This is a genomic window from Pusillimonas noertemannii, assembly GCF_003096595.1.
GTDB lineage: Bacteria > Pseudomonadota > Gammaproteobacteria > Burkholderiales > Burkholderiaceae_B > Pusillimonas > Pusillimonas noertemannii.
In genome coordinates this window covers 162,466-182,827 of record NZ_QEKO01000001.1, presented here as the reverse complement: position 1 = coordinate 182,827, position 20,362 = coordinate 162,466, and the positions used below count along the sequence as shown (strand labels likewise).

Here is a 20,362-nt window from a genome sequence, read left to right as displayed (position 1 = left end):
TCTAGTTTCCTTTCTCGTCGTTGGAATTGGCGCTTTTGTCCAGGCCGAAATGCCTGAGCATGCCCAGGGTTCGAGCCAGCACATCGCGCCGGTACGCTTCAAGGTCCAGCCCCTCGTACGAATGAAATCCGCTTGCCGACCGCAAGCCCACTTTGCCTTCATCCATGTACCGGCGAACAATGTCGGGCATGGCATAGCGGTTTGCGTCGAGGTTTTTGGCAAGATAGTTGTTGGCGTGATAAAGAATGTCGTTTCCGCCGTAATCGATGAATTCCAGTACGCCGATGGCGGCGAAGCGAAAACCCAGGCCGTGGCGCGTGGCCAGGTCTATCTGCTCGGCCGTGGCCACGCCCTCTTCGACCATGCGCGCGGCCTCGTTCATGACCAGAGACTGCAGGCGCGGCACGATGTAGCCGGGACTGCAGGCGCAGCGCACCGGCACTTTGCCTATGCTTTCCAGGCTTTGCACCAGGCGGTCTACAGCTTTCGGGTCGCTGCCAGGGTGCGGGCTGACTTCAACCAGCGGAATGATGTAGGCCGGGTTGAGCCAGTGTGCGTTCATGAAGCGCTGTGGGTTGCTGACCATGGGGGCCAGGTCGGAGGCCAGCATGGTGGATGTGGTGGAAGCGATAAGCGCTTGCGGGCCGGCCAGCTCGCCCAGGCGGGTAAGCGCGTCGCGCTTGGCTTCTGGCGTTTCGGGCACGCCTTCGAAGATGATTTCGGCGCCGGCCAGTATGGCGGGGGCTTCGTCCAACGGGTGCAGCAATATGTTCTTCAGGTGGCTTTCGGTCTCTTCGACCGGGAAGAGCTCGAGTTCAGCCAGTTGCTCAAGGGTCAGCCGCAGCTCGTGGAAGACGCTTTCGTGCAGTGCCTGGAAGGCTTCTTGATTGCGCGGCTTGAAGTCGACGATGGCCACCCTGTGGCCGCGCATGGCGTAGGCCAACGCAATGCCCCGGCCCATGCGGCCGGCGCCCAGGGCGACGATGGCGGGTGTGCTCATGCCGATTTACCCTGCAACAGCATCTGGCGCATTTCTTCGACCGAGAGCTTGTCGAGCCCCAGCGCGCCCAGCGTGCGCTCGCCCTGGCGCAGGTCTTTGCCCAAAATGCCGCCGGCGATGGCCAGCAGACCCTTGGCCACGGGGGCGTCGCAGCCCACCCAGTCGGCCGCCGAGGCCAGCAGGGCCAGGCCCATTACGGTGTCTTCGATCATGTAGCGGTGGGTATGAAGATCGATGTGTTCGCGCCAGTCGCCGCTGTCGACCAGCTTTTTGTGCGAGTCGCCGTACATCCACTGATCGTTCTCGTAATGGTCGGAAAGCGGGAAGTGCGCCGCCTGGTAGCCGATAGCCTCGCGGATGGCGATGCGTTCGTTGTCGAGCTTGGTGGTTACCGTGCGCACGGCGGGCTGCGTGCCCTCGTTGTGGATGTCCCACTCGGGGAAATGCTGCAGCGGCGCGGCGTTCATCATGATGAGCGGCGGGTGGATGATGGGGCCGGCATTCATCAGCGCGCCCGAAAGCGCGTCTTCGCAGGGTTCGATGCAGGGGAAGGCCTGGCCGATGACCTGCATGGCGTGGTCGGCATTACGGGCCGGGTACACCCCCGTGGGCAGGCGCGTGGCGCGCATGGTAATGGCCACCGTGTTGGGGCCGTGCTTGCGCGCCAGCCAGGGCAAGGTGCCCGTTTCGGCCCATGAGACGTTGGCCGTGCAGCCCAGCTGGCGCACGGCTTCGCTCATGATGTAGCTGCCGAAGGTGCCGGGCGGCAGGTATACCACCTGGCCGTCTTGCAGATGGGGAGCCAGCGCGCGGGCGATGTCCAGCTGCGCCGTGGCCGGGGAAGGAATGAGGATGAGCTCTGCGCCCTTCACCGCCTCGCCGATATCGGTCGTGACCTGGTCGATGATGACCGCGCTTTCGCCGTGGTCGTCCTTCAGATAGATGGTCGACGAATCGAGCACCGGCTTCAGGGCCGCCGCGTCGCGCCGCCATAGACGTATGCTGTGGCCCTGCTCGCTTAAGTCGGCCGCCGCCGCGTAGCACCCGTGGCCGCCCCCCAATACCGCAATTTCCATGCCCTGCCTCCGTTGAAAGGCCGGTGCCCCGGCCCTGCAACGACGCCTCGATAAAACCCAAACAGACCGCTCGATGCGTCGTTGTATTTATCTATGCACTTGCATATACCTACATACACTAAAGGAAACAGGGGGCGGCTTGCAATGGGGAATTGTCTGGGGATTTCCCTTATAAGGGGTGGAGAAAAGGCGGCACGCCTCGTCGAGTGATCGCGAAGGAGGTTGAAACAGTGGGCCGGCTCCGGACGGGCCACAAAACCCACCGTTTCGATCTGGACGCGGAGGTTCGGCGAACTAGCGCGCCTTGCGGGGAGCCTTCTTTGCCGCGGTTCGAGCCGGCGTCTTGGCAGCTGACTTGGCCGGCGGCTTGGCGGGGTTTCTGACCGAGGGCTTGGCGGGCGGCAAAGTAGTGTCGGCGGTCAATTGCTCCATCCACGACAGCGTGTCGATGTAGGAAAGAAAATGCTGCAGGTAGCCGGGCGAGCGCTCTTGCATCAGCAGCAGAGAGCGGTGGATGAGATGGCTGGAGTTCAGCGGGCCCGCGTTCTCGGGCACCTGGCGCTGCGACTGCTGCAGCCGCAGGCCGGTGCTTAGCCGCGACCAGGTCTTCTGGAAATAGTCGACCTCGGGCAGTTCGTCGTTCAAGGTGCTACCGGGCGGCTTGCCGGCGTACTTGTGCGGCGCCTGCTCGGCCAGGTGGGCCAGCTGGCCAGCCAGGGGACTGACCTGCTTTGGGCTGGAATTGTTATTGCTGGCCATGCGACTTTGCCCGCTCTTGCTGCGCTCGCCGAGCCTCACCTTGCCGGCCCGGATCGCCTTGCGGATTCTGCCCAGGCCGGTTCGCCCCTTGCGCAGGCGGTGCCGGCGGGGTAGCTGCTGGAAGCGACTCTGCCTCGGCGCGACCATGCGGCGATTCGGCCTTGGCCAGCGCCAGTTCATCCGGCGAGGCTTGAGCGGTCAGCGAAGGCCGGGGAACAGGCGAGATCTCGACGCGCCGGTTGCGGGCGCGGCCGGCTTCGTCGGCGTTCGAGCTGATGGGCTGCTCGGAGCCGAAGGCGGCGGCGAATACTTTCGAAGCGGGAATGCCGGCGTCGATAAGAGCGCGCGTGACGGTAAGCGCTCGCTGGGCCGAGAGCTCCCAATTGTCGGCAAAGCGCCGGTTGTCGCCATGAATGGCCTGGTCGTCGGTAAAGCCGCTGACCATCAGCGCCTGGTCGTTGGCATGCAGGTACTCTGACAGCGGCTCGACCAGCGACAGCAGCACTTCGCGCCCCTCGTCCTGCAGCTGGGCCGAATTCAGCGCAAACAGCACGCTGCCGCTGATGCCGATGCGGCCGTCCACCAGCGTTACCCGCCCTTCGGCCAGCGGCTGCGCCAAGGCCTGCTCGAGCGTCTGGCGGCGCTGCGTTTCTTCCTGGCGCTGCTGAATCTCTTCCTGCAGCCGGTTGGAAAGCTGCAGCTGCATGGCGATGACGCCCACCAGCACCAGCACGAAAGCGCCCAGCAGCACCGACATCAGGTCGCCGAAAACAGGCCAGATCGGCGCGCTCGGCTCAACACTGGCGTCGACGTCTTCTCTCATGCCTTCGCCTTGCCGGAACGCGAGCCGCCCAGATGCTGCAGCTCTTCAATAATCTGCTTTTGCGACAGCATGCTCAGGTCGATGACCTCGCGCGCCTGCGCCACATAGTAGGCAAGCTGGTCGTCGCTGCGCGCAATGGATTTCTCGAGCGTTTCTTCGACACGCTGCAAGTGCTCCACCAGCGAGGAATTCGATTCGCTGAACTGCTGCACCGCCTGGCCAAAGACCTCGCCCAGGCCCGCGATTTCAATCGCGCTATCGCCCACTTGCGTAGCGGCCTGGCCCAGCTTGCCGGCCTCGGCCTCGACCTTGTCGGCCACCTGCGTGCCAATGCGGTCGAGCAGGTCGGACGAGCTGGACAGCAAGGCGTCCACCGCCGTGCGCTGCTCGTTCGAAGCGTGGTTGACCGCGTCCAGCAAGGTGGAAAGCGTTTCAAGCATGCGGCCGCGTTCTTCAAGCATCGCGTTGTCGCGGGCCATGCTGTCTGAAAGCTTGTCTCGCACCTCGGCCACCACTTCCGCTGCCACCTTGGGCGCTTCCGAGGCGGCTTGCACCAGGCGCTCGATTTCAGCGATGGTGCCAGTGGAATGTTCGCGTGCCTGCTTGGCAATGTCGTCGGCCGTGCGGGCCAGCGTGTCGCAGATTTCCTTCTGGCGCAGCCCTGTGGCGTCGGAGGTTTTTTGCCATTCGTCGCGCAGCGTGTCGGTAAGCGCGCTGAAGGCATTGGACCAGGCGGACAGGCGTTCCTTGTCTTGCGAGGCCAATGCGGTTTTCAGTTCGGTGTTCGACTCGCCCATCGTGCTTAGCAGCGATGCAGCCTGCCGCTCCAGCGCCGCCACCGCCGATGCAAGCGCCTGCTGGTTGTCTTGCGCCAGTTTCTCGCCGGTGCTTTGCTGGCGGGAAAGCGCTTCGTTCCAGCCTTCCGTCACGCGGGCGGCCACCTCGCCCAAGCGGCCCGAGACGGCATCGACCATAGAGGCCGAGCGTTGCTCGAATTTCTGCGTAAACGCCTCGAGCGAGCTGCGCAGTTCGTTGACGAGCGATTCGCGCGCGCCTTGCTGTTCCTTGATGAAGGCCTCGCCCATAAGCTGCTGGGTCTTCGTGATTGAATCGCCCATTTCTTGCTGGGCCTTCGTGATGGAATCTCCGGCCTCTTGCTGGGCCTTGACGAGAGACTCGCCAGCCTCCTGCTGCGTTCTGATTAGAGATTCACTGGCTTCTTGCTGGGTCTTGATAAGAGACTCATGGGAGCTTTGCTGAGTTTGAGCGAACCCTTCCGCGGCCTGCTGCTGCTCTTGAATGAGCGCTTGAATCGCCTGGCGCTGCTCTTGCACCAGGGACTCGCCCGCGGCGCGTTGTTCGCTTACAAGCGTCTCGCCGGCATGCTTGTGCTCTTTGACCAGAGTCTCGCCGACGAGGCGCTGCTCGTTGACCAACGACTCTGCCGCCAGCCGCTGTTCCTTTACAAGAGATTCTCCGGCAAGCTTGTGCTCGTTGATCAGCGTCGTGCCCACTTCCTGCTGCGTCTTCAGCATCGCTTCATTGGCGCGCTGGGTTTCTTGGATCAAAGATTCGCTGATCCGGCGCTGCTCATTTACCAGCGACTCGCTTACCTGCTTGTGCTCGGCCAGCGCCTCTGTCCATAGGCTCGCCATATTGGCCATGGCCTGTTCGTTCCGGGCGGCGGACTGCTCGAACTGGCCGGATAGCGCCTCGAGCTGCTGCCGCACCGAATTTCGGATGCTTTCCTGCAAGGCCGCATTTTCGCGCGCCAGGTTCGCAAACGTGGATTCCACCGCCGGCTGAATCGCCAGGCCCGTTGCCCGCGCCCCTTCCGCCAGGCTGTTCTTCAAGGACTCTTCCACCGAAGTCGCCAGCCGCGCATACACCGCCTCGGTCGACGTGGCCAGGTTCGAATGCACCTGCTCGGCCGAAGCCAGCAGCTTCGAGTAGGCAAGTTCCGTCTTGGCATGGAACGCCTCTTGCCCCTCGGCCAGGCGTTCGCTCAACATCTGGCCCTGGCGCTCCAGCGCCGATTGGCTCGCCTCGTTCTTGGCGTGCAGTTCGTTCTGGCTTGCCGCCAGCTTCTCGGTCAGCACCTGGCTGTGCTGCTCCATCGCCGACATCAAGGCCTGAAGGCGATCGGCCACCAGTGGCAGCGCCTGCGACTGCTGCTGCATCAGCCTGAAGCTTTCCTCGCGCTGATGCGCCTGCGAATAGACACGCAGCGTCGTCGCCGCATGCATGTCCAGATCACGCACCACGCGCGCCCGGTCGCGCCGGCACAGCGCAGACAGCAAACCCAGCATCGCCGACGTGGCCACGCCCGCCACCGACGTGCCAAAGGCGAACCCAAGCCCCTTCACCGGCGCCGCCAGCGAGGCGCGGATCGCCTGCAGGTCTGTCGCGCTTTCAAGCGCCAGCCCCGTGCCGCGCAGCGTAGCCACCATGCCCAGGAAAGTGCCCAGCATGCCGAGCAAGACCAGCAGCCCCACCAGATAAGGCGTAAGCGAAGGCCCGGGCAGCCCGACCCGTTCGCCCTCTACCCGCAGGCGCACCGCATCGCGCAAGCTCGCATCCAGGTTCAAGACCCATTCCGCAAGGCTGGCCGGCGCCTGCGCAAGCCCCGCAAGCGCCCGCTGCAAGGTGCCCGTGGCCTGCTGGTAACGGTAAAGCTCCAGCGCCCCCGCGATATAAACCAGTGCAATCACCGCAGTAATGGCCAATGCCAGCGGGTTCAGGCCCACATAGCCCAGCCCCACCCAGCACGCTACTGCAAGGCCTACTGCGAATACCAGGAAATATAAGACTCGGTTCATAAGGTTTTTTCTATTGAAATTATCACTGAGCGCGCAAGGCACAAAGCAAACCCTCTATGGGCTGCAGGCGAAGGTCAAGCTCTGCCAGCAGCACGCTGCGCATATCCTCGCGGAACGTGTCGAGCCAAGGGCCGGGCTCCAGGTCGGGCTTCTTGGCGGCCTGGCGTAATTGCGCTTGCAGTGAGCTGACTCGACGTGACTCGCCCTGTTTTCCTTGCTGGAGCTCGGACTCGGAGCCAGGCGCCGCAGTTTTCGGCGCCAGCGAACCTTGCGGCTCCGATTTCTCATCCAACGTTCTACTGGTTCCACCCGAAGTGCCTGCCGCAGGCAAACTCGCCGGGAGTGGGGCTCGCAACGTCCCCGCGGGCTCTTTCATCAGCCCTTCCTGGGCCAATTGCCGGAAACGCTGCTCGAGCAGGTTTGGAATACTGGCCAGCAGACGCAGCTCATGCTCCACCATTGCCTGCTCCATCGCCCCATCCACCGCCGCCAGCTGCGCCATCTCTGGCCCCCGGGCGGACAGCAAGGCCCGCAGGCGCCCCCGCAGGGCCGCGATGCTCGTTTCCATCTTCTGCTGAAGCATGGAATAGCGCCGGCGATACGACGGAAAATCCACATCCACCAGCGCCTTCGGCGCGCCCAGATATTGCCTGCGCTGCTGGGCCGAAGCCGGCGCCGGCGGAGACAGCGTTACCGAAATGGCCTGCTCCAGCGCATCGCGCACCTTCGCGCATTCCGCAACGGCGAACTCCACGTCGTCGATGACGTCGTTTGGGTTGTCGGCCGCACCGGCGTGGACTTCTGTGATCTTGCCAGAGCCCTGGCTCGCACGGGCCGAACCTGCGCCTGAACCCTTGAATTCACCCGAGTCCTTGACAGTATGAGCATCCAGAGGACGCCCCTGATCAGGGGTCGCGTCCGATCCCCTGCCAGCCTTGGTACCGGCCCGCCCCGCCGAGTCCGGCGCGGCGGCATTCAGCACCGTCGACAACACGATCGACTCCGTCCACCCCAGCCATTCATCCAGCCGGGCCGCGGGCGACTGCCGAGGCTCCGTCACCTCGACCTGCCCCAGACGAGAAAGCAGGCGCACGAGCGCCGGACCACTAAAGCTCGTACGCCGCGGCATTTTTGTAACCATGCTGGCTGCGTCGAAAACGGATGATTTTACACGGTGAGGGTATTAGGAGGGACTGAAGCACTAGGTGGCCGAGTTGTGTTGTACGACTTGGTTATAAGTTCTAAACTTACACGAAACGTAAATAAAAGATTCTAAAAATCACTAATCACTCATGAACTCTCTGCAAGTACCCCGATTGCCATCCAGATATGAGGATCTAGACCTTGCATTTCGTGGACGGTTACGGCCCAACGGACCGCTCATTGAATTGGTGCAGCACTCCTATCAAAGTATGCAGGTGAGTGGAGGTATTCGATTCCTACCAATATTCGGGCGGAGTGGAACAGGTAAAAGCTCAGCGGCTTTAGAGCTCGCAACCCATCTTCCCGAAGCGCGTGTCGCCACTGTATCTCGCGAAGCTATCGAAAGTCGCTCTGCGCTGGAGCATGAGTTGCAAGTCCTTCGCCGATCCATGAACGACAAGCAACTTCTGATCGCTGTCGTGGATCAATACGAAGAAACAGTCGCCGAGCGTGGAGGCATTCCAACTGCATTTGTGGAAACACTATCTTTGCTAGATCGTGGGGAATTGAGGTCATTTCCAGTGTTGTTCCTTTGGCTAACAACAAGCCAAGAATTTCAAGCGCTTCTCGCAAATGCAACGTCAAGGAATCGACGCATTCTTGTCTCGTCAGATTTCGAACTTTTCGGCCCGCCGACTGAAGTGTGGCCTCAGATCATCGAAGAGACATTTCGGTTTCATAACCAAGAAAAAGATCTGGCAGACTTTGAGATTCTTGAAAACGATCTTCGAAACATTGCCAATGGGGAAGATTCGCTCGGCGATGCGATTGAGGTAGCAGGCGAACGTTTATTCGCCTATATGCGATCGTTACATGATTTGTCTACGTATCAAGTGCTAATGCTTTGGCCCGTTTCAGACGGACTACGAATTCAGCGCATTCAGCAATTTACCGACACTCGGCAAGGCTATAAACTGGATTGGAACGCTTGATATCGTCAACTGAACGCAGATGATCAACGCCAATTACCTCTACGCGAATATAACCGCGCTAGGCTATATTTCGACATGCGACTTGTGCCGATTTCGGTCGCAGACTTGCATCCTCTATGTAAACATCTGGAGAGCAGTACCGCATCATTGCACAAGTCGTATTTGAACCGCTTCGCGAACACTCATCTCGTTTCAATACTTTCTGGACAATGGAATCCAGAGGTTTATTCTCCACTTCGAGAGCGGGAGTCTCAACGAGCAGCAGCAGCACGGAGCTGGTACGAGATTGTGACCAACGACCCAGTTGGAATCGGCCGCCGGCTTGCGCGAATACTCCGCGAGCTTGGCCTTGCTGCCCACCATGAGAAAACTATCGAGTCCCCACACGGCCGAATCCGTGCAGACGTGCTCGTGACGCGAGACAGCATCCAGCCTCAAAACGTTATCGTTGAATTAAAAGCATATTCTGCGGAGAACACGATGCCGTCTACCATCTGCAATGCTGTTCAAACCACTTTGCGCCGTCATGCCCATTTCGCCGGTTTTTTGCAGCGGCAATAGGTAAGCACGATTGACGACTTACTGGAGATCAAGAGCATGCTCGCTGAACATTCTCGGTCCTGGACGCATCAATGGAAGATGGAAGGGCTTACCGAAGGCCGATTGGATGAAGTGTTCGGCGACTGATCGCCAATGAGCAAGAAAGAGAGAATCGAGCGTACACTTCCGGCATGCTACGCATTCAAAACCTCACCAAACGCTACGGCGACCACATCGTATTCCAAGGGCTGACGCACACCTTCCAGCCCGGCTGCTTTGCGCTATGCGAAGAACACAGCACCGGGAAATCCACCCTGCTGGACATCATCGCCGGCGTTACGGCTCCCACCGAGGGGGATGTCTGGATCGATGGACATTCGCTAATAAAAACACCTCAGCAAGCCAAAACCCGCGTAGCCTACGTTCCCGACGATTGCCTGGCGTTTCCCATGATGACAGGGCGCGAACTGCTTGAGCAGGCGGCCGCGGAAAAGAACACAACCGTTGACGCTACCGCGTTCGACTTCGGTTATCGAATGGGCCTGGAACCGCACCTGGACAAGCGCTTCGAACAGATGTCCAAAGGCACACGCCGCAAGGTATACCTAACCGCCGCTGCTTTGGGCAACCCAGCTGTCATCGTCGCCGATGGGCCAAGTAATGGGCTGGATACAACGGCTTGTGCAGTGCTTGCTGAGCAGTTCAAGGTGTGGGGGCAAGACCGAGTTGTGCTGTTTGCCTGCCATGATCATGAATTGGTGGAGGCATGTGGGGCGGGTATGGTTGATGTTGGGGAATTGGGCTAAGAGCAATTAGCCTTCACATTAAGTTGATCACTACCCCAGTACCGCGACGGGCTGCCAAGGTAGATGTTCGCCGAATTTTTCTCAAAATGTGTTAAACCATACCCATTTGTGAGAATTTCATTCTTGGCAAGAGATGTATTACGCCACTAGGCTGTAGTCGTTCCAAGCTTCTAGTTCGAATCTGAACCCGAGACGCTTTCCGAACATCCTAAGCAAGCCAAGAATTCACCAGGCCGAGACATGCAAGATAAGCAGAACAGCGCGACCGTTGTCAACTCGCTGACACCGGAGCCACCGAAATCCATCCTTGCGCTAGAGAAGCGTGTCAATGCGAAGATCAACTTCGCAATGGCACAAAACAACGCATCTGTGCTGCACTCGCTCTGCATTCGCAACAACGGTGACGTTGCGGCAACCAATGTTTCGCTGACGCTCCGTGCAAATCCCGCAGTATTGCGAGAGAAAATCTGGCAAATCGACCGTATTCGGCCCGGAGAGCACGTCGAATTAAACGACCTAGCTACACCCCTTGATACGACTATTCTTGGTGGTATTGATGAGGCCGAAATCGGACAGCTCGAGTTTTTGCTCAGAATTGGCGATGATCAGATTCAGTGTGAGCGAGATCCCATTGAGCTACTTGCTAGAGACGAATGGGGCGGTCTTGCCGACATGGAAAACATCCTTGCGGCGTTCGTTTCTCCGAATCAACCGCAGGTAGCGCGATTATTAAAAGAAGCATCGTCGTTATTGGATGCCGCAGGGCACTCTGGTTCGATGGAGGGATACCAATCGAACGATCCCCAGCGCGTATGGATGATCGCCGGAGCCATCTGGTCGGCGGCAACGGCGCTAAACCTGGCATATGCCGTTCCCCCCGCCTCGTTTGAGCGCTCTGGACAGAAGATACGAGATCCTGAACGTATCGTGGCTGAGGGCCTCGCTACCTGCCTAGATACCACGTTGCTACTTGCCGCTGCATTCGAGGCTGCGGGCCTGCACGCATCCGTTCTATTCTCCCGAGGCCATGCGTGGGTCGGAGTCTGGTTAACCAACAACGATTTTGGCAAGCTGATAGAGCCGGATGTCATCGCAGTTCGCAAGGCGGCTGCGGCCCGCGAGTTCATAGCGCTGGAAACGACTCTGCTGACAAAACGCCCCAGTATTGGTTTTGAACAGGCCGTAGAAGCCGGTCGCGAGAGGCTCTCCGAGGCGAACGAGACCGAGTTTGAAAAGGCGATCGACATCAACCGAGCACGAGCAGCACGCATCCGCCCGCTCGCCAGCCATCGCGAACCTATCGCCGTAGAAGAATTGCCCGACGCTTCCGCGCCCGCTGCCCTGCCCCGTCCCTTGGATCTTGGACATCTGCCGGGCGACATCGTTGAAACGACTCCTTCAACCGCATTAGGAAGAATTGAAAGATGGCAACGCAAACTGCTTGATCTTTCTTTGGCCAACAAACTGCTCAACTTCAAGGAAACCAAACTGTCGGTGTTCATCACCTGCCCTGATGTGTCCGCACTCGAGGACCAGTTGGCTGAGGGTAAGGCATTTCGTTTGCTCGCTCTCAAAGATGAAAAGGCGATTTCAGGGCGTGACGTTACGCAGCAACAAGCTCGGGAAATCGAAGTGAGCCTGGCTCGAGACGCTCTAGCCAAAGGTCAAGTCGCTGTACCGCTGACTGCGCGCGAGATGGGAAATCGCCTGACTGAGCTGTATAGGAAAGCGCGTAGCGACGTGCAAGAAGGGGGAACGAACACCCTATTTCTAGCTATTGGTTTCCTGAGATGGAAACGAACCGAAGGAGAAGCACGAAATTACCGCGCGCCCCTATTGCTCATACCTGCGAAACTGGAACGACGTTCTGCACAGTCCGAATTCCGCCTAACGCAGCTTGAAGACGAAGTCCGGATCAACGCAACGCTTCTGGAACTCCTTAAACGCGATTTCGAACTCCGTATTCCAGAGTTGGAGGGAGAACTGCCGCACGATGAGCGAGGGCTAGATATTCCTCTCATTCTCGAAATCGTACGTCGCCGAGTTCGAGATGTGTCCGGTTTTGAAGTCTTGGAGGAGTGTGCGCTCTCTACTTTTTCGTTCGCAAAGTATTTGATGTGGAAAGATCTAGTTGATCGAACCGATAGTTTACGAGAGAGCCCTTTAGTCAAGCACTTGGTCGACAATCCTACAGAGGAATTTGACGGCGCACGAAATCCTATGCCGCGCCCGGAAGAAATCGATCATAAGCATTCACCCGCCGATATCCTGGCTCCGCTCCCGGCGGACAGTTCGCAACTCGCCGCGGTGGTCGCCGCCGCAGAGCGACGCGACTTTGTCTTGATCGGACCGCCCGGAACTGGAAAGAGCCAGACTATTACAAATATTATCGCCGACCAATTAGCGCGAGGACGGACAGTCCTATTTGTTGCGGAGAAATCGGCTGCATTGGACGTCGTTCATCGACGCTTGGAACGTCAAGGCTTGGGGTCCGCCGTTCTCGAACTTCACTCCAATAAAGCGGATCGTAAGGTAGTTCTCCAACAACTTGGCCGATCATGGCAACGCTCAAGTACCTCATTCGCTCAGGCCTGGATCCAGGTAACGGACGATGTGCGTATGACCCGTGATCAGCTCAACGATTACGTCGAAGCGCTTCACAGGCCGGGACTACAGGGATTCAGTATTTTTCAAGCCATAGGGCGCGCGGTAAGCGGCCCAGTGCCTTTCACTCTCAGCTTTGCCGACAAGGACTGCCACGACACACATAGTTGGAACCAGCTGCGAGCGTTGGCAATTGAATTAGGTCAGCGACACGCCATTGTTGCCGACCTGCCCGCCAACGGCCCCTTGTCCTTAATCTGTCCAGGAGAGTGGTCATACGCATGGCAAGATAGGCTTCTCGAAACAGCACGACAACTGAAGATCGCGTTACGGGAGGTTCACTCCGCCCGCGAAGCGCTGGGCACATCATTTGGTTGCTCAGAAGTGCAGCCAGAAATCTGGGCCGTGTTCGATCTTCTACCTACAATGCGATTGGGAAAACCTGCGATTGATCCAGCTGTATTAAAGAATCCGGATGAACTGCGATCCGCAATATCGCCATTGGAAGACGCGCTGGCCCAATGCAGCGCCGCTCGTAGCCAAATGAAGGGAGAGTATGAAGATCGGGTAATTGCAACGATGCCGCTGGAGGCACTCGAACTGCAATGGCGCGAGGCGGAAACCAAGCTCTGGGTACTCAAATCATTCGCACAGAGCAAGGTTGAAAAACTGCTACGCACTTACAGCACAAGTAAACTCGTAGATCCAAAGACTGACGTTCCGGCACTTCGCAGCTTATTGGCTGCACAGTTGCGCATTCAGGCTTCACCCTTGGCGAACCTCGCATCCTTTGCCGGTGAAAAAACAGACATCGGGCAGCTCAATGATACGCTGGAAAGCGCTAATTCCTACTTGAGCTTTGAGGAATTGGTTGCCCGGTCCGGAATCATGCCAGCACGCATCGCTGAACAACGGGGCGACCTCATCCAGCCTGACGGCGGAGCGATGAAACCGCTCCTTCAACGACTCGATAGTGCGCTTAGAAGCCTGGCCCTGAAACAGGAGGAGTTTACCGCTGCGGGAGGCAAGAATCTCGAAAATGGGCAACATGCAGAAGCCCAATTAGTGGGGCTGGATTCCCATAGCGACAGACTGGCGGACTGGCTAAAATGGTTGTCATCCAAGCAGCGTGCCGAAGCTGTCGGCCTTTCGCCTTTGGTGCAGGCGCTAGAAGCGGGTGAAGCCATTTCGGACACCGCCATGGCCTTTGAGCGTGCATACATGACATGGTGGCTCAGGTTGGCCATGGATGCCTCAAGCACCTTGCGTAGCTTTGCACACTGGGAACATGAAGCGCTTATCGAACGGTTCCGTGAGCTTGATCGAGCCATGGCTGAACTGGCTTCCAATGAGGTCATGCGTCGGCTCGGTAACGACCTGCCATCCGTAGATAGCGTGCCCCGTCGATCCGAACTTGGCTTTCTACGCCATCAGCTTGGACTTCAGAGACCCTCAGCAGCCATCCGGAACCTTATCTCTGAAATGCCGAACACCTTCGCAAAATTGGTACCGTGTGTTCTGATGTCGCCCCTCTCCGTTGCCCAATACCTACCACCAGGACAGGCACAGTTTGATCTCGTAATTTTCGACGAGGCGTCCCAAATCTCGACCTGGGACGCTGTTGGCGCTATCGCACGTGGGCGTCAAGCCATCATCGTAGGGGATCCTAAACAGCTTCCACCAACAAATTTTTTTGGCCGCAACGACGACGGAGAAGGCGACAGCCAGGAAATCGCGGAGTTCGAGAAAGATATGCCGTCGATCTTGGACGAGGTCACAGCCTCAGGCATACCTACGCATCGGCTGAGCTGGCACTATCGGAGCCGTGATGAAGCTCTCATCGCATTCTCCAACCACAATTATTATGATGGTGGGCTCGTAACCTTCCCTTCTCCCAACGCTTCTGGAAATGCGTTGCAACTTCATAGTATTGACGGTACCTACATGCGTGGCCAAGGACGGACAAATCCGGACGAGGCGCGCGCAGTAGTCACGCTGGTCCGAACAAAACTCACCGAATGGTTGCAACTGCCGGAGTCGCAACGGCTTACATTGGGGGTAATCACATTCAATGCGCAACAACAGACCCTGATCCTGGATCTTCTGGACGCGGAAAGGAAAGCAAACCCTTCGTTTGAGTGGTTTTTCTCCGATGATCGCGAAGAACCAATCATCGTTAAGAATCTTGAGAATATCCAAGGCGATGAACGCGATGTCATCCTGTTCTCGACGACCTTTGGTGCTGACTCTAGCGGTAAACTTTCGATGAACTTCGGCGCGTTAAATTTAGACGGAGGGGAAAAACGCCTTAACGTTGCAGTAACGCGGGCACGCTCTGAGCTTCACGTGTTCAGCTCAATCACTGCTGACCAGATAGATCTGAACCGAACGGGTGCCAGGGGCGTCAAGGATTTCAAGGCGTTCCTCGATTTCGCTAACAGGGGATCAATTGCACTTGCCGCTCAAGACTCGGGTTCGTTAGGAGGTGTGGACTCGCCCTTTGAAGCGTCGGTGCGCGAGGCGCTGATCCAAAAAGGATGGGAAGTGCACACTCAGATAGGAATCTCGGGCTTCCGGATAGACCTGGGCATACGCCATCCCGACTACGCAGGCGCCTGGCTGGCGGGCGTTGAATGCGACGGCGCAACCTACCACAGTTCTGCTACAGCTCGTGACCGTGACCGCATCCGTCAAGCAGTTCTAGAAGGGCTAGGGTGGCGAGTGCTAAGAATTTGGTCAACAGACTGGTTCCGCAACCCTGCCACAGCAGCCGAGAGGACAGATACTGCTCTACGTACAGCTCTGGCTCAAGATCGAGAGCAGAGGGCCTGCACGCAGGTATCGGAGCCCGAACTTAACCACGAGGAAACATTCGCTCCAGACGTAGAAACGCCAATGCCCGTTGAGGCGAATACAAAAGAAGAGTCAGAAGAAGAAGAAGAAGAAGCGCAAAGTAGGCCTATGTATGCTTCCGTAGCAGATGTCGTTATATCGACAACTCACCCGGCTTCTATTACTGCTGACCCGGATCGATTCTTTGACTCCTCTTACGACGACACACTGACCCAGTTGATTCGTCATTTACTTGCGTCAAACTCTCCCATATCCAAACAGAGTCTTGCCCGTCGCATTGCCCAAGCGCATGGCTGGCAACGGACAGGCAGTCGCATACGAAAACGGATTTTGTCTATGCGTCATCTGTGGGACACCTCGATTGAGGGCAGCACCCAATTTCTTTGGATTAAAGGCTCGCTCACCAACCGAGTACCTTTCAAAGGCCTTGGCGAACGAACTGTTCGGGAGATATCGCGTACCGAGATCGCGTGGGTCGAAGATCAGCATACGGCACGCATAGAGGCTTCGGAAGACCCAGTACTAGAGCTCTCAAGATTGATCGGCATTGCTCGACTGACCCAGGATACGAGAGCGTACCTGAACGCATGCCGTGAGTGGCGGGCTAATACAACGGATCTTCAGTCATCGGAGTAAGTATCGCATCTGAACAGGGCCGCGTAGCTGTCAGCAACGACGGCTTTCGTGCGGAAAGTGGCTCAGGTTGGGCTTGCACAGAAACGCTTGCCGCTCAGACCATTTAGTAGACGGCAAGGATTGTTAGATGCGTTCCAGTCCTGTTTTTCACCCTAAACAATGACCGCGTTCGGCCAGAAGCTGACGTTCGCATAAGGTTCGACGCAGTTCGCAATCAACCAATCATTTCCTCGAACCGTGTACGAACATTATGTGGTATCACCACTTTAGTGGCATCAGCGCCTGCAAGAATTAGCGAACAAAGAAATCTTTCATTATTCAACTCCGAGGAAAGTGAGATTTCAATCGCTGGAACAGTCCTATATGGTTGATACAACTGAAATTTTTCTGAAACCACGATCCTTTCCCACGCATTTCGCTGCCATGCGGCAATGATCGGAACGAGACTGGCTCTGAAACTTGAGCGCTGTGCCTGTTGCAGGAACCGCAGGCCCGCGACGCAGTACTCCAGGGGCGTCGCATGAACACCATGCCGAAACGTAGAGACGGAATCGATTAGGGCATCTTCGAACGACGCGATGGCCGATCTGTCGCCGCCGGAACTAGTGCGTGAGAAGACCTCCACACCTATCACTCCCTGGCCAAAATGCGCGTCTAGCGCTACAGTCAACTCCAGCAGGGATTCCGGCGTCTGCCTGCATGCGCATGAAATTGCGTAAGCGTACACGGCATCATTGATGAAAGGAACAAAGGCCGGCTGGACACCACCTGGCGCGAGCACCGGGATAGCTGCGCGCGCCGGATTCAGCAGATTCGATTGACGCCTGAGTTCCTGCGCATGATTTGACAAATATGCCATCCCTTCGACATGACCAAGCAGGTGGTGCGTGAAACCGACTGGATTCCTGTCTTCGATCTCGATCCCCAAACGCCTCGATCGAAGGCTCATCTCCAGCATTGGAATCGATCCCTCATTGAGACTCGCAGAAAGGCCATCCAGGATGCCGACGTTCGTGCGACTCATCAGTTCGGACTCTGCAAGCATGTACCAAGCAATGTCGAGCGATCCCAGCGGGCGTTCCGCTATCTCCTTTGCCGGTTCGGGGTTGCTGCAAATCCCCGGCCGCATGGAGAGAGGCTCGTTGCCGAGCATTACCTCCCTTCCTTCCAGTTGGGACTGCAGCCACAATATCGTATGCCGCACCAGATGGTGGCAGTGAACACATTTAAGCGAAGCCTCCGGTTTGATTCCGCCAAGCGCAACCAGCGCATCGGCCAAGCCCCTGAGACATCGCTCGGTTTGTCCGGCCTTGAACGCTGCGACCGCTGCATCCGCACCAAGACCAACGGACATCGCCTGCATGTCCGGCAGTTCCGCTGCTGATGCCGAAATCTTGCTTTCAAGGAACCACTCTTCTGCTTGCGCCCAATCATCGCAGTTCGCCGCACTTATCGCCGCCTCCCGCAATGCGAACGCCCGCTCAACGTTGTTATCCTTCCCCACTACTTCGGCAATTCCGCGAAGAATGAAAAGCGCGCGCTCGTGATCCTGTGCCCGCCAGTAAATTTTCGCTCGTGCTCTATCGATAAGTACGTCATCGCCGCTCTCGGCCGCCGCCTCATCGAGTACCTTTAACGCGCCCTTGAAGTCATCGGCGTACTCGTCCAGCATGACGGCTTGTGCAATCCTGCACTGGATGGTTATCCGACGAAATCCCCACGTGGAGGTCCGTACAGCCATCCTCCGGTAACGCTCGGCGGCATCGAGTGCATCAAGCCCGTTGTGCTGCTCCGTCACCCACGGGCTGTTAACTAGCACGGCGTAATCGGACGTGACTTCTCCGACCGGTCGCAGAAGCATTTCTCGTTGCTCTGGTTCAAGCTGGTCCAACTGGTCGAACACATGTTCAAGTTTCGCAACGGCGGTCAGGTTCGAGCTACCTATGGCAAACAACATCCCGACGCTCCTATTGTCCGTCCCTGGCTTCGCTTCTACGTCGGCGAGCAACTTGCTTGAGAACTCGTTGCCGCTTGAAATGGCATGAAATCGCAAGAGAAGTTCGATCCAGTTTTCGAGATGATTGGCGACCCCCATTGTCCCGAGAACCGTGCCGAGGATTATTATCTGAAACATCTCACGGGCTTCAAGCTCCATCTGCCCGGACTCCCTCAGCAGGGCGCGGACATATGGCTCGATAGGCCCCTTCTCTTTCCCCGCAGCGAAAACCTTGAACTGCACCAGCCGCAACGCCGTCGACATGTAGATGTTGTCCGAATAGATAGGTTTTTCGGCATCAAACAACCTCAGTAGCGTGAGGTTCTCAGCAAGGAAGCTGATTACCTGATTGTCCGCGGTCAGGAGCTTGAACGTTAGGGATGCCAACACAGGCTCGTTCTTGCCCAGCATGGCGTGCAGGATGATCTTGTCGACATCTCTGGCGTCGACCGAACCTCCCGACATGAGCTGCGACGCAATTGCACGGTGAATCGCCTGCTGTTCCTCGGGCAGGAGCATGTCCTTCCCAGATTGCCCAGCCAACGGAGAGACGCGATAGCTGTCGCGCCCCGTAGTTTCAACCCAAGGCCCGATCAGGGCATCCAGGGCTTCCCCAGCCTGTGCGATCGGTGGTGGTGCGGCGGCAATACTCAATGCGGCGGTGCGGTTGAAGCTGCCTATCGCCATACTCAATCGATAGAGCAGGTTTCTGCTGCTCTCCGGAAGAACCGAGATGAGCGAACGGCGCGCAGCCTCGCGTTCGGCCGTGATGTCCCCAGTGGACAATCCTGCATTGATGATGGCCGGAATCTCGGAACGAGGCCATCCGCGGGCGGCCACACCGGCGATGAACGCATGCACCAGTTGCGGATGGCCGAATGCGCCGCTCACGTGAGCGAGCTTCCCCCAAAGATTGGGGTCGCCGCCATGCAACCCCACCAAACTCGCCGACTCCTCTTCGGAGAAGTAGGGACAATCAATCGTGGAACCCGGATCCTGGCCTACGGAGGATAGCGCTTTCGGCGTCGGTATGGCATACGAGGTCGCGATTACCGCGATATCTCGCCGACCCAATGCTTCGAAAACTCGCCCGGCCAAGCTTGCGAGACCCGGATCGTTGAATTGGTTCAGGTCATCGAGAATGATGACCTGCGCACGTATTCCGCCCAGGCGTGACAGCAGGGTGTCCAGGCGGCCCCGCGTCTCTTCGGCACCGGCGTCGCGGAAATCCACGATGAAGTAGTTCTTGCCAACTCTTTCGGCGACCGCCCGCGATACCGACGATTTCCCGACTCCACTCGCGCCTGCCACGAAGCAGGCGCCGCATGTTCGCAGCCTGTCTTCGATCGCTTTTTCGACTTCCGGACGCTGTACTGCCCGTTTGGCCGTGGGCAGATCGGAGCCATCGGCTAGCCAGACTGGGAGACCGACGGTGACAGGCAATCCGGCGTCGGCGCCGTCCACCATCTGAGCCAGTAGCCCTGACGATGTATTGGCCAGGGTCCCCAGCATCGCTATTGGGACGGATACCCTAGAAGCATGATCGATGACAGAAATGAGGTCGGCGCGCGTGAGCACCCGGTCGACGGCGGAGCTTCCGATGCTCTTTTCAAGAACGTGGTGAATGAGCAGGCTCGAGATCCGCAGTGCGTGCGGTGCGGGAATACCGAAGGTATCGCGGCCAACGACGACGAGACGATCTTGGAATTCTTTGCGCAACGAAGTCAGATCAGGTTTCCCGCAATCCCAATGGATCTTACGAAACAGGTCACGGCGGAGCTCGTCGTCCCCTCGGAACCTGACGAACTCGCGCACCGGATCGGAAAACTTGTCGCTATCGAGTATTTCGCGAAGCGGCGTTGCGTCGGCCCCTTTCGCAACGCTTCGCCAGTACATGAGTCCGGGGGCGCCGCCCGGGCGATCCTGCCGTGCTTTTTCCGTGCCGATCTCCGACGTCGTGAAGTACCTGAGATGCACATCCGCATCATGGTTCAGAGCCGTCAGCGTGACGAAGCTTGCGATCGCATCGCGTACGCTTTCTGTATTGAGCGTGACATTTCCTGACGCTTGAGTATCTTTGACCTGGACAGCTCTGATGGCGTCTGCGGCGACGACAGCGTAATCCTCGGCCACTTCGAGGAAAATCTTTGATGTTGCCTCGACGTCAAGCCAAGCGAGTGCGGCTGCAGTGACTTGATAGACATACCCGCGGAGGGAATCTATAGCTTGACGGGCAGCGTCCCCCTGCGGGATGAGGCTATCCGTTCCGGATGTGAAAATGTTCTGCTTCTTCATTGCGCTTAGTACACGCTAAA

At 57.9% G+C, this 20,362-nt stretch carries 9 protein-coding genes and 2 pseudogenes; 3 read left to right on the top strand and 8 right to left on the bottom strand.

Annotated features, from left to right (window positions below):
* Window position 1 precedes the first annotated feature (1 nt).
* The 7 genes and pseudogenes from C7440_RS00815 to C7440_RS00790 all read right to left on the bottom strand — a co-directional run.
* Window positions 2-1,000: a 3-hydroxybutyryl-CoA dehydrogenase gene (locus tag C7440_RS00815; protein WP_116517091.1), complete on the bottom strand. Its 999-nt coding sequence runs from the start codon at window positions 998-1,000 to the stop codon at window positions 2-4.
* Complete coding sequence (locus C7440_RS00810) at window positions 997-2,076, bottom strand: NAD/NADP-dependent octopine/nopaline dehydrogenase family protein (protein WP_116517090.1); 1,080 nt, start codon at window positions 2,074-2,076, stop codon at window positions 997-999. The genes C7440_RS00815 and C7440_RS00810 overlap by 4 nt, the downstream gene beginning before the upstream one ends.
* A 294-nt stretch (window positions 2,077-2,370) precedes the next feature.
* Entirely contained in the window at window positions 2,371-2,982 is a 612-nt protein-coding gene (locus C7440_RS00805) for a DUF2894 domain-containing protein (RefSeq protein ID WP_243410797.1), read from the bottom strand.
* A 40-nt stretch (window positions 2,983-3,022) separates the two neighbouring features.
* Window positions 3,023-3,658, bottom strand: a pseudogene (locus tag C7440_RS00800) (OmpA family protein); the annotation flags it as partial.
* Window positions 3,655-6,477: a DUF802 domain-containing protein gene (locus tag C7440_RS00795; RefSeq protein ID WP_116517088.1), complete on the bottom strand. Its 2,823-nt coding sequence runs from the start codon at window positions 6,475-6,477 to the stop codon at window positions 3,655-3,657. The pseudogene C7440_RS00800 and the gene C7440_RS00795, both read right to left, overlap by 4 nt.
* A 22-nt stretch (window positions 6,478-6,499) precedes the next feature.
* On the bottom strand, window positions 6,500-6,853 hold the full coding sequence (locus C7440_RS20260; protein WP_423814294.1) for a DUF3348 family protein: 354 nt from the start codon (window positions 6,851-6,853) through the stop codon (window positions 6,500-6,502).
* 3 nt (window positions 6,854-6,856) lie between these two features.
* A pseudogene (locus C7440_RS00790) lies at window positions 6,857-7,606 on the bottom strand (DUF3348 family protein); the annotation flags it as partial.
* Window positions 7,607-8,069: 463 nt separating this feature from the next.
* On the opposite strand from C7440_RS00790, the gene C7440_RS19935 reads away from it, so the two are divergent.
* The 3 genes from C7440_RS19935 (at window position 8,070) to C7440_RS00775 (ending at window position 16,051) form a co-directional block, all read left to right on the top strand.
* Window positions 8,070-8,612 (top strand): hypothetical protein, encoded by a 543-nt coding sequence (locus C7440_RS19935; protein WP_207775362.1) that lies wholly within the window; start codon window positions 8,070-8,072, stop codon window positions 8,610-8,612.
* A gap of 731 nt (window positions 8,613-9,343) precedes the next feature.
* Window positions 9,344-9,958 carry an ABC transporter ATP-binding protein gene (locus C7440_RS00780; protein WP_116517086.1) on the top strand — a complete coding sequence of 205 codons (615 nt, stop codon included), beginning with the start codon at window positions 9,344-9,346 and terminating at the stop codon, window positions 9,956-9,958.
* 240 nt (window positions 9,959-10,198) lie between these two features.
* Window positions 10,199-16,051, top strand: coding sequence for a DUF3320 domain-containing protein (locus C7440_RS00775; protein ID WP_116517085.1), 5,853 nt, complete (start codon window positions 10,199-10,201; stop codon window positions 16,049-16,051).
* Window positions 16,052-16,265: 214 nt separating this feature from the next.
* On the opposite strand, the gene C7440_RS00770 is transcribed toward C7440_RS00775, so the two are convergent.
* Window positions 16,266-20,342, bottom strand: a complete 4,077-nt coding sequence (locus C7440_RS00770) for an AAA family ATPase (RefSeq protein WP_116517084.1) — start codon at window positions 20,340-20,342, stop codon at window positions 16,266-16,268.
* Window positions 20,343-20,362 lie beyond the last annotated feature (20 nt).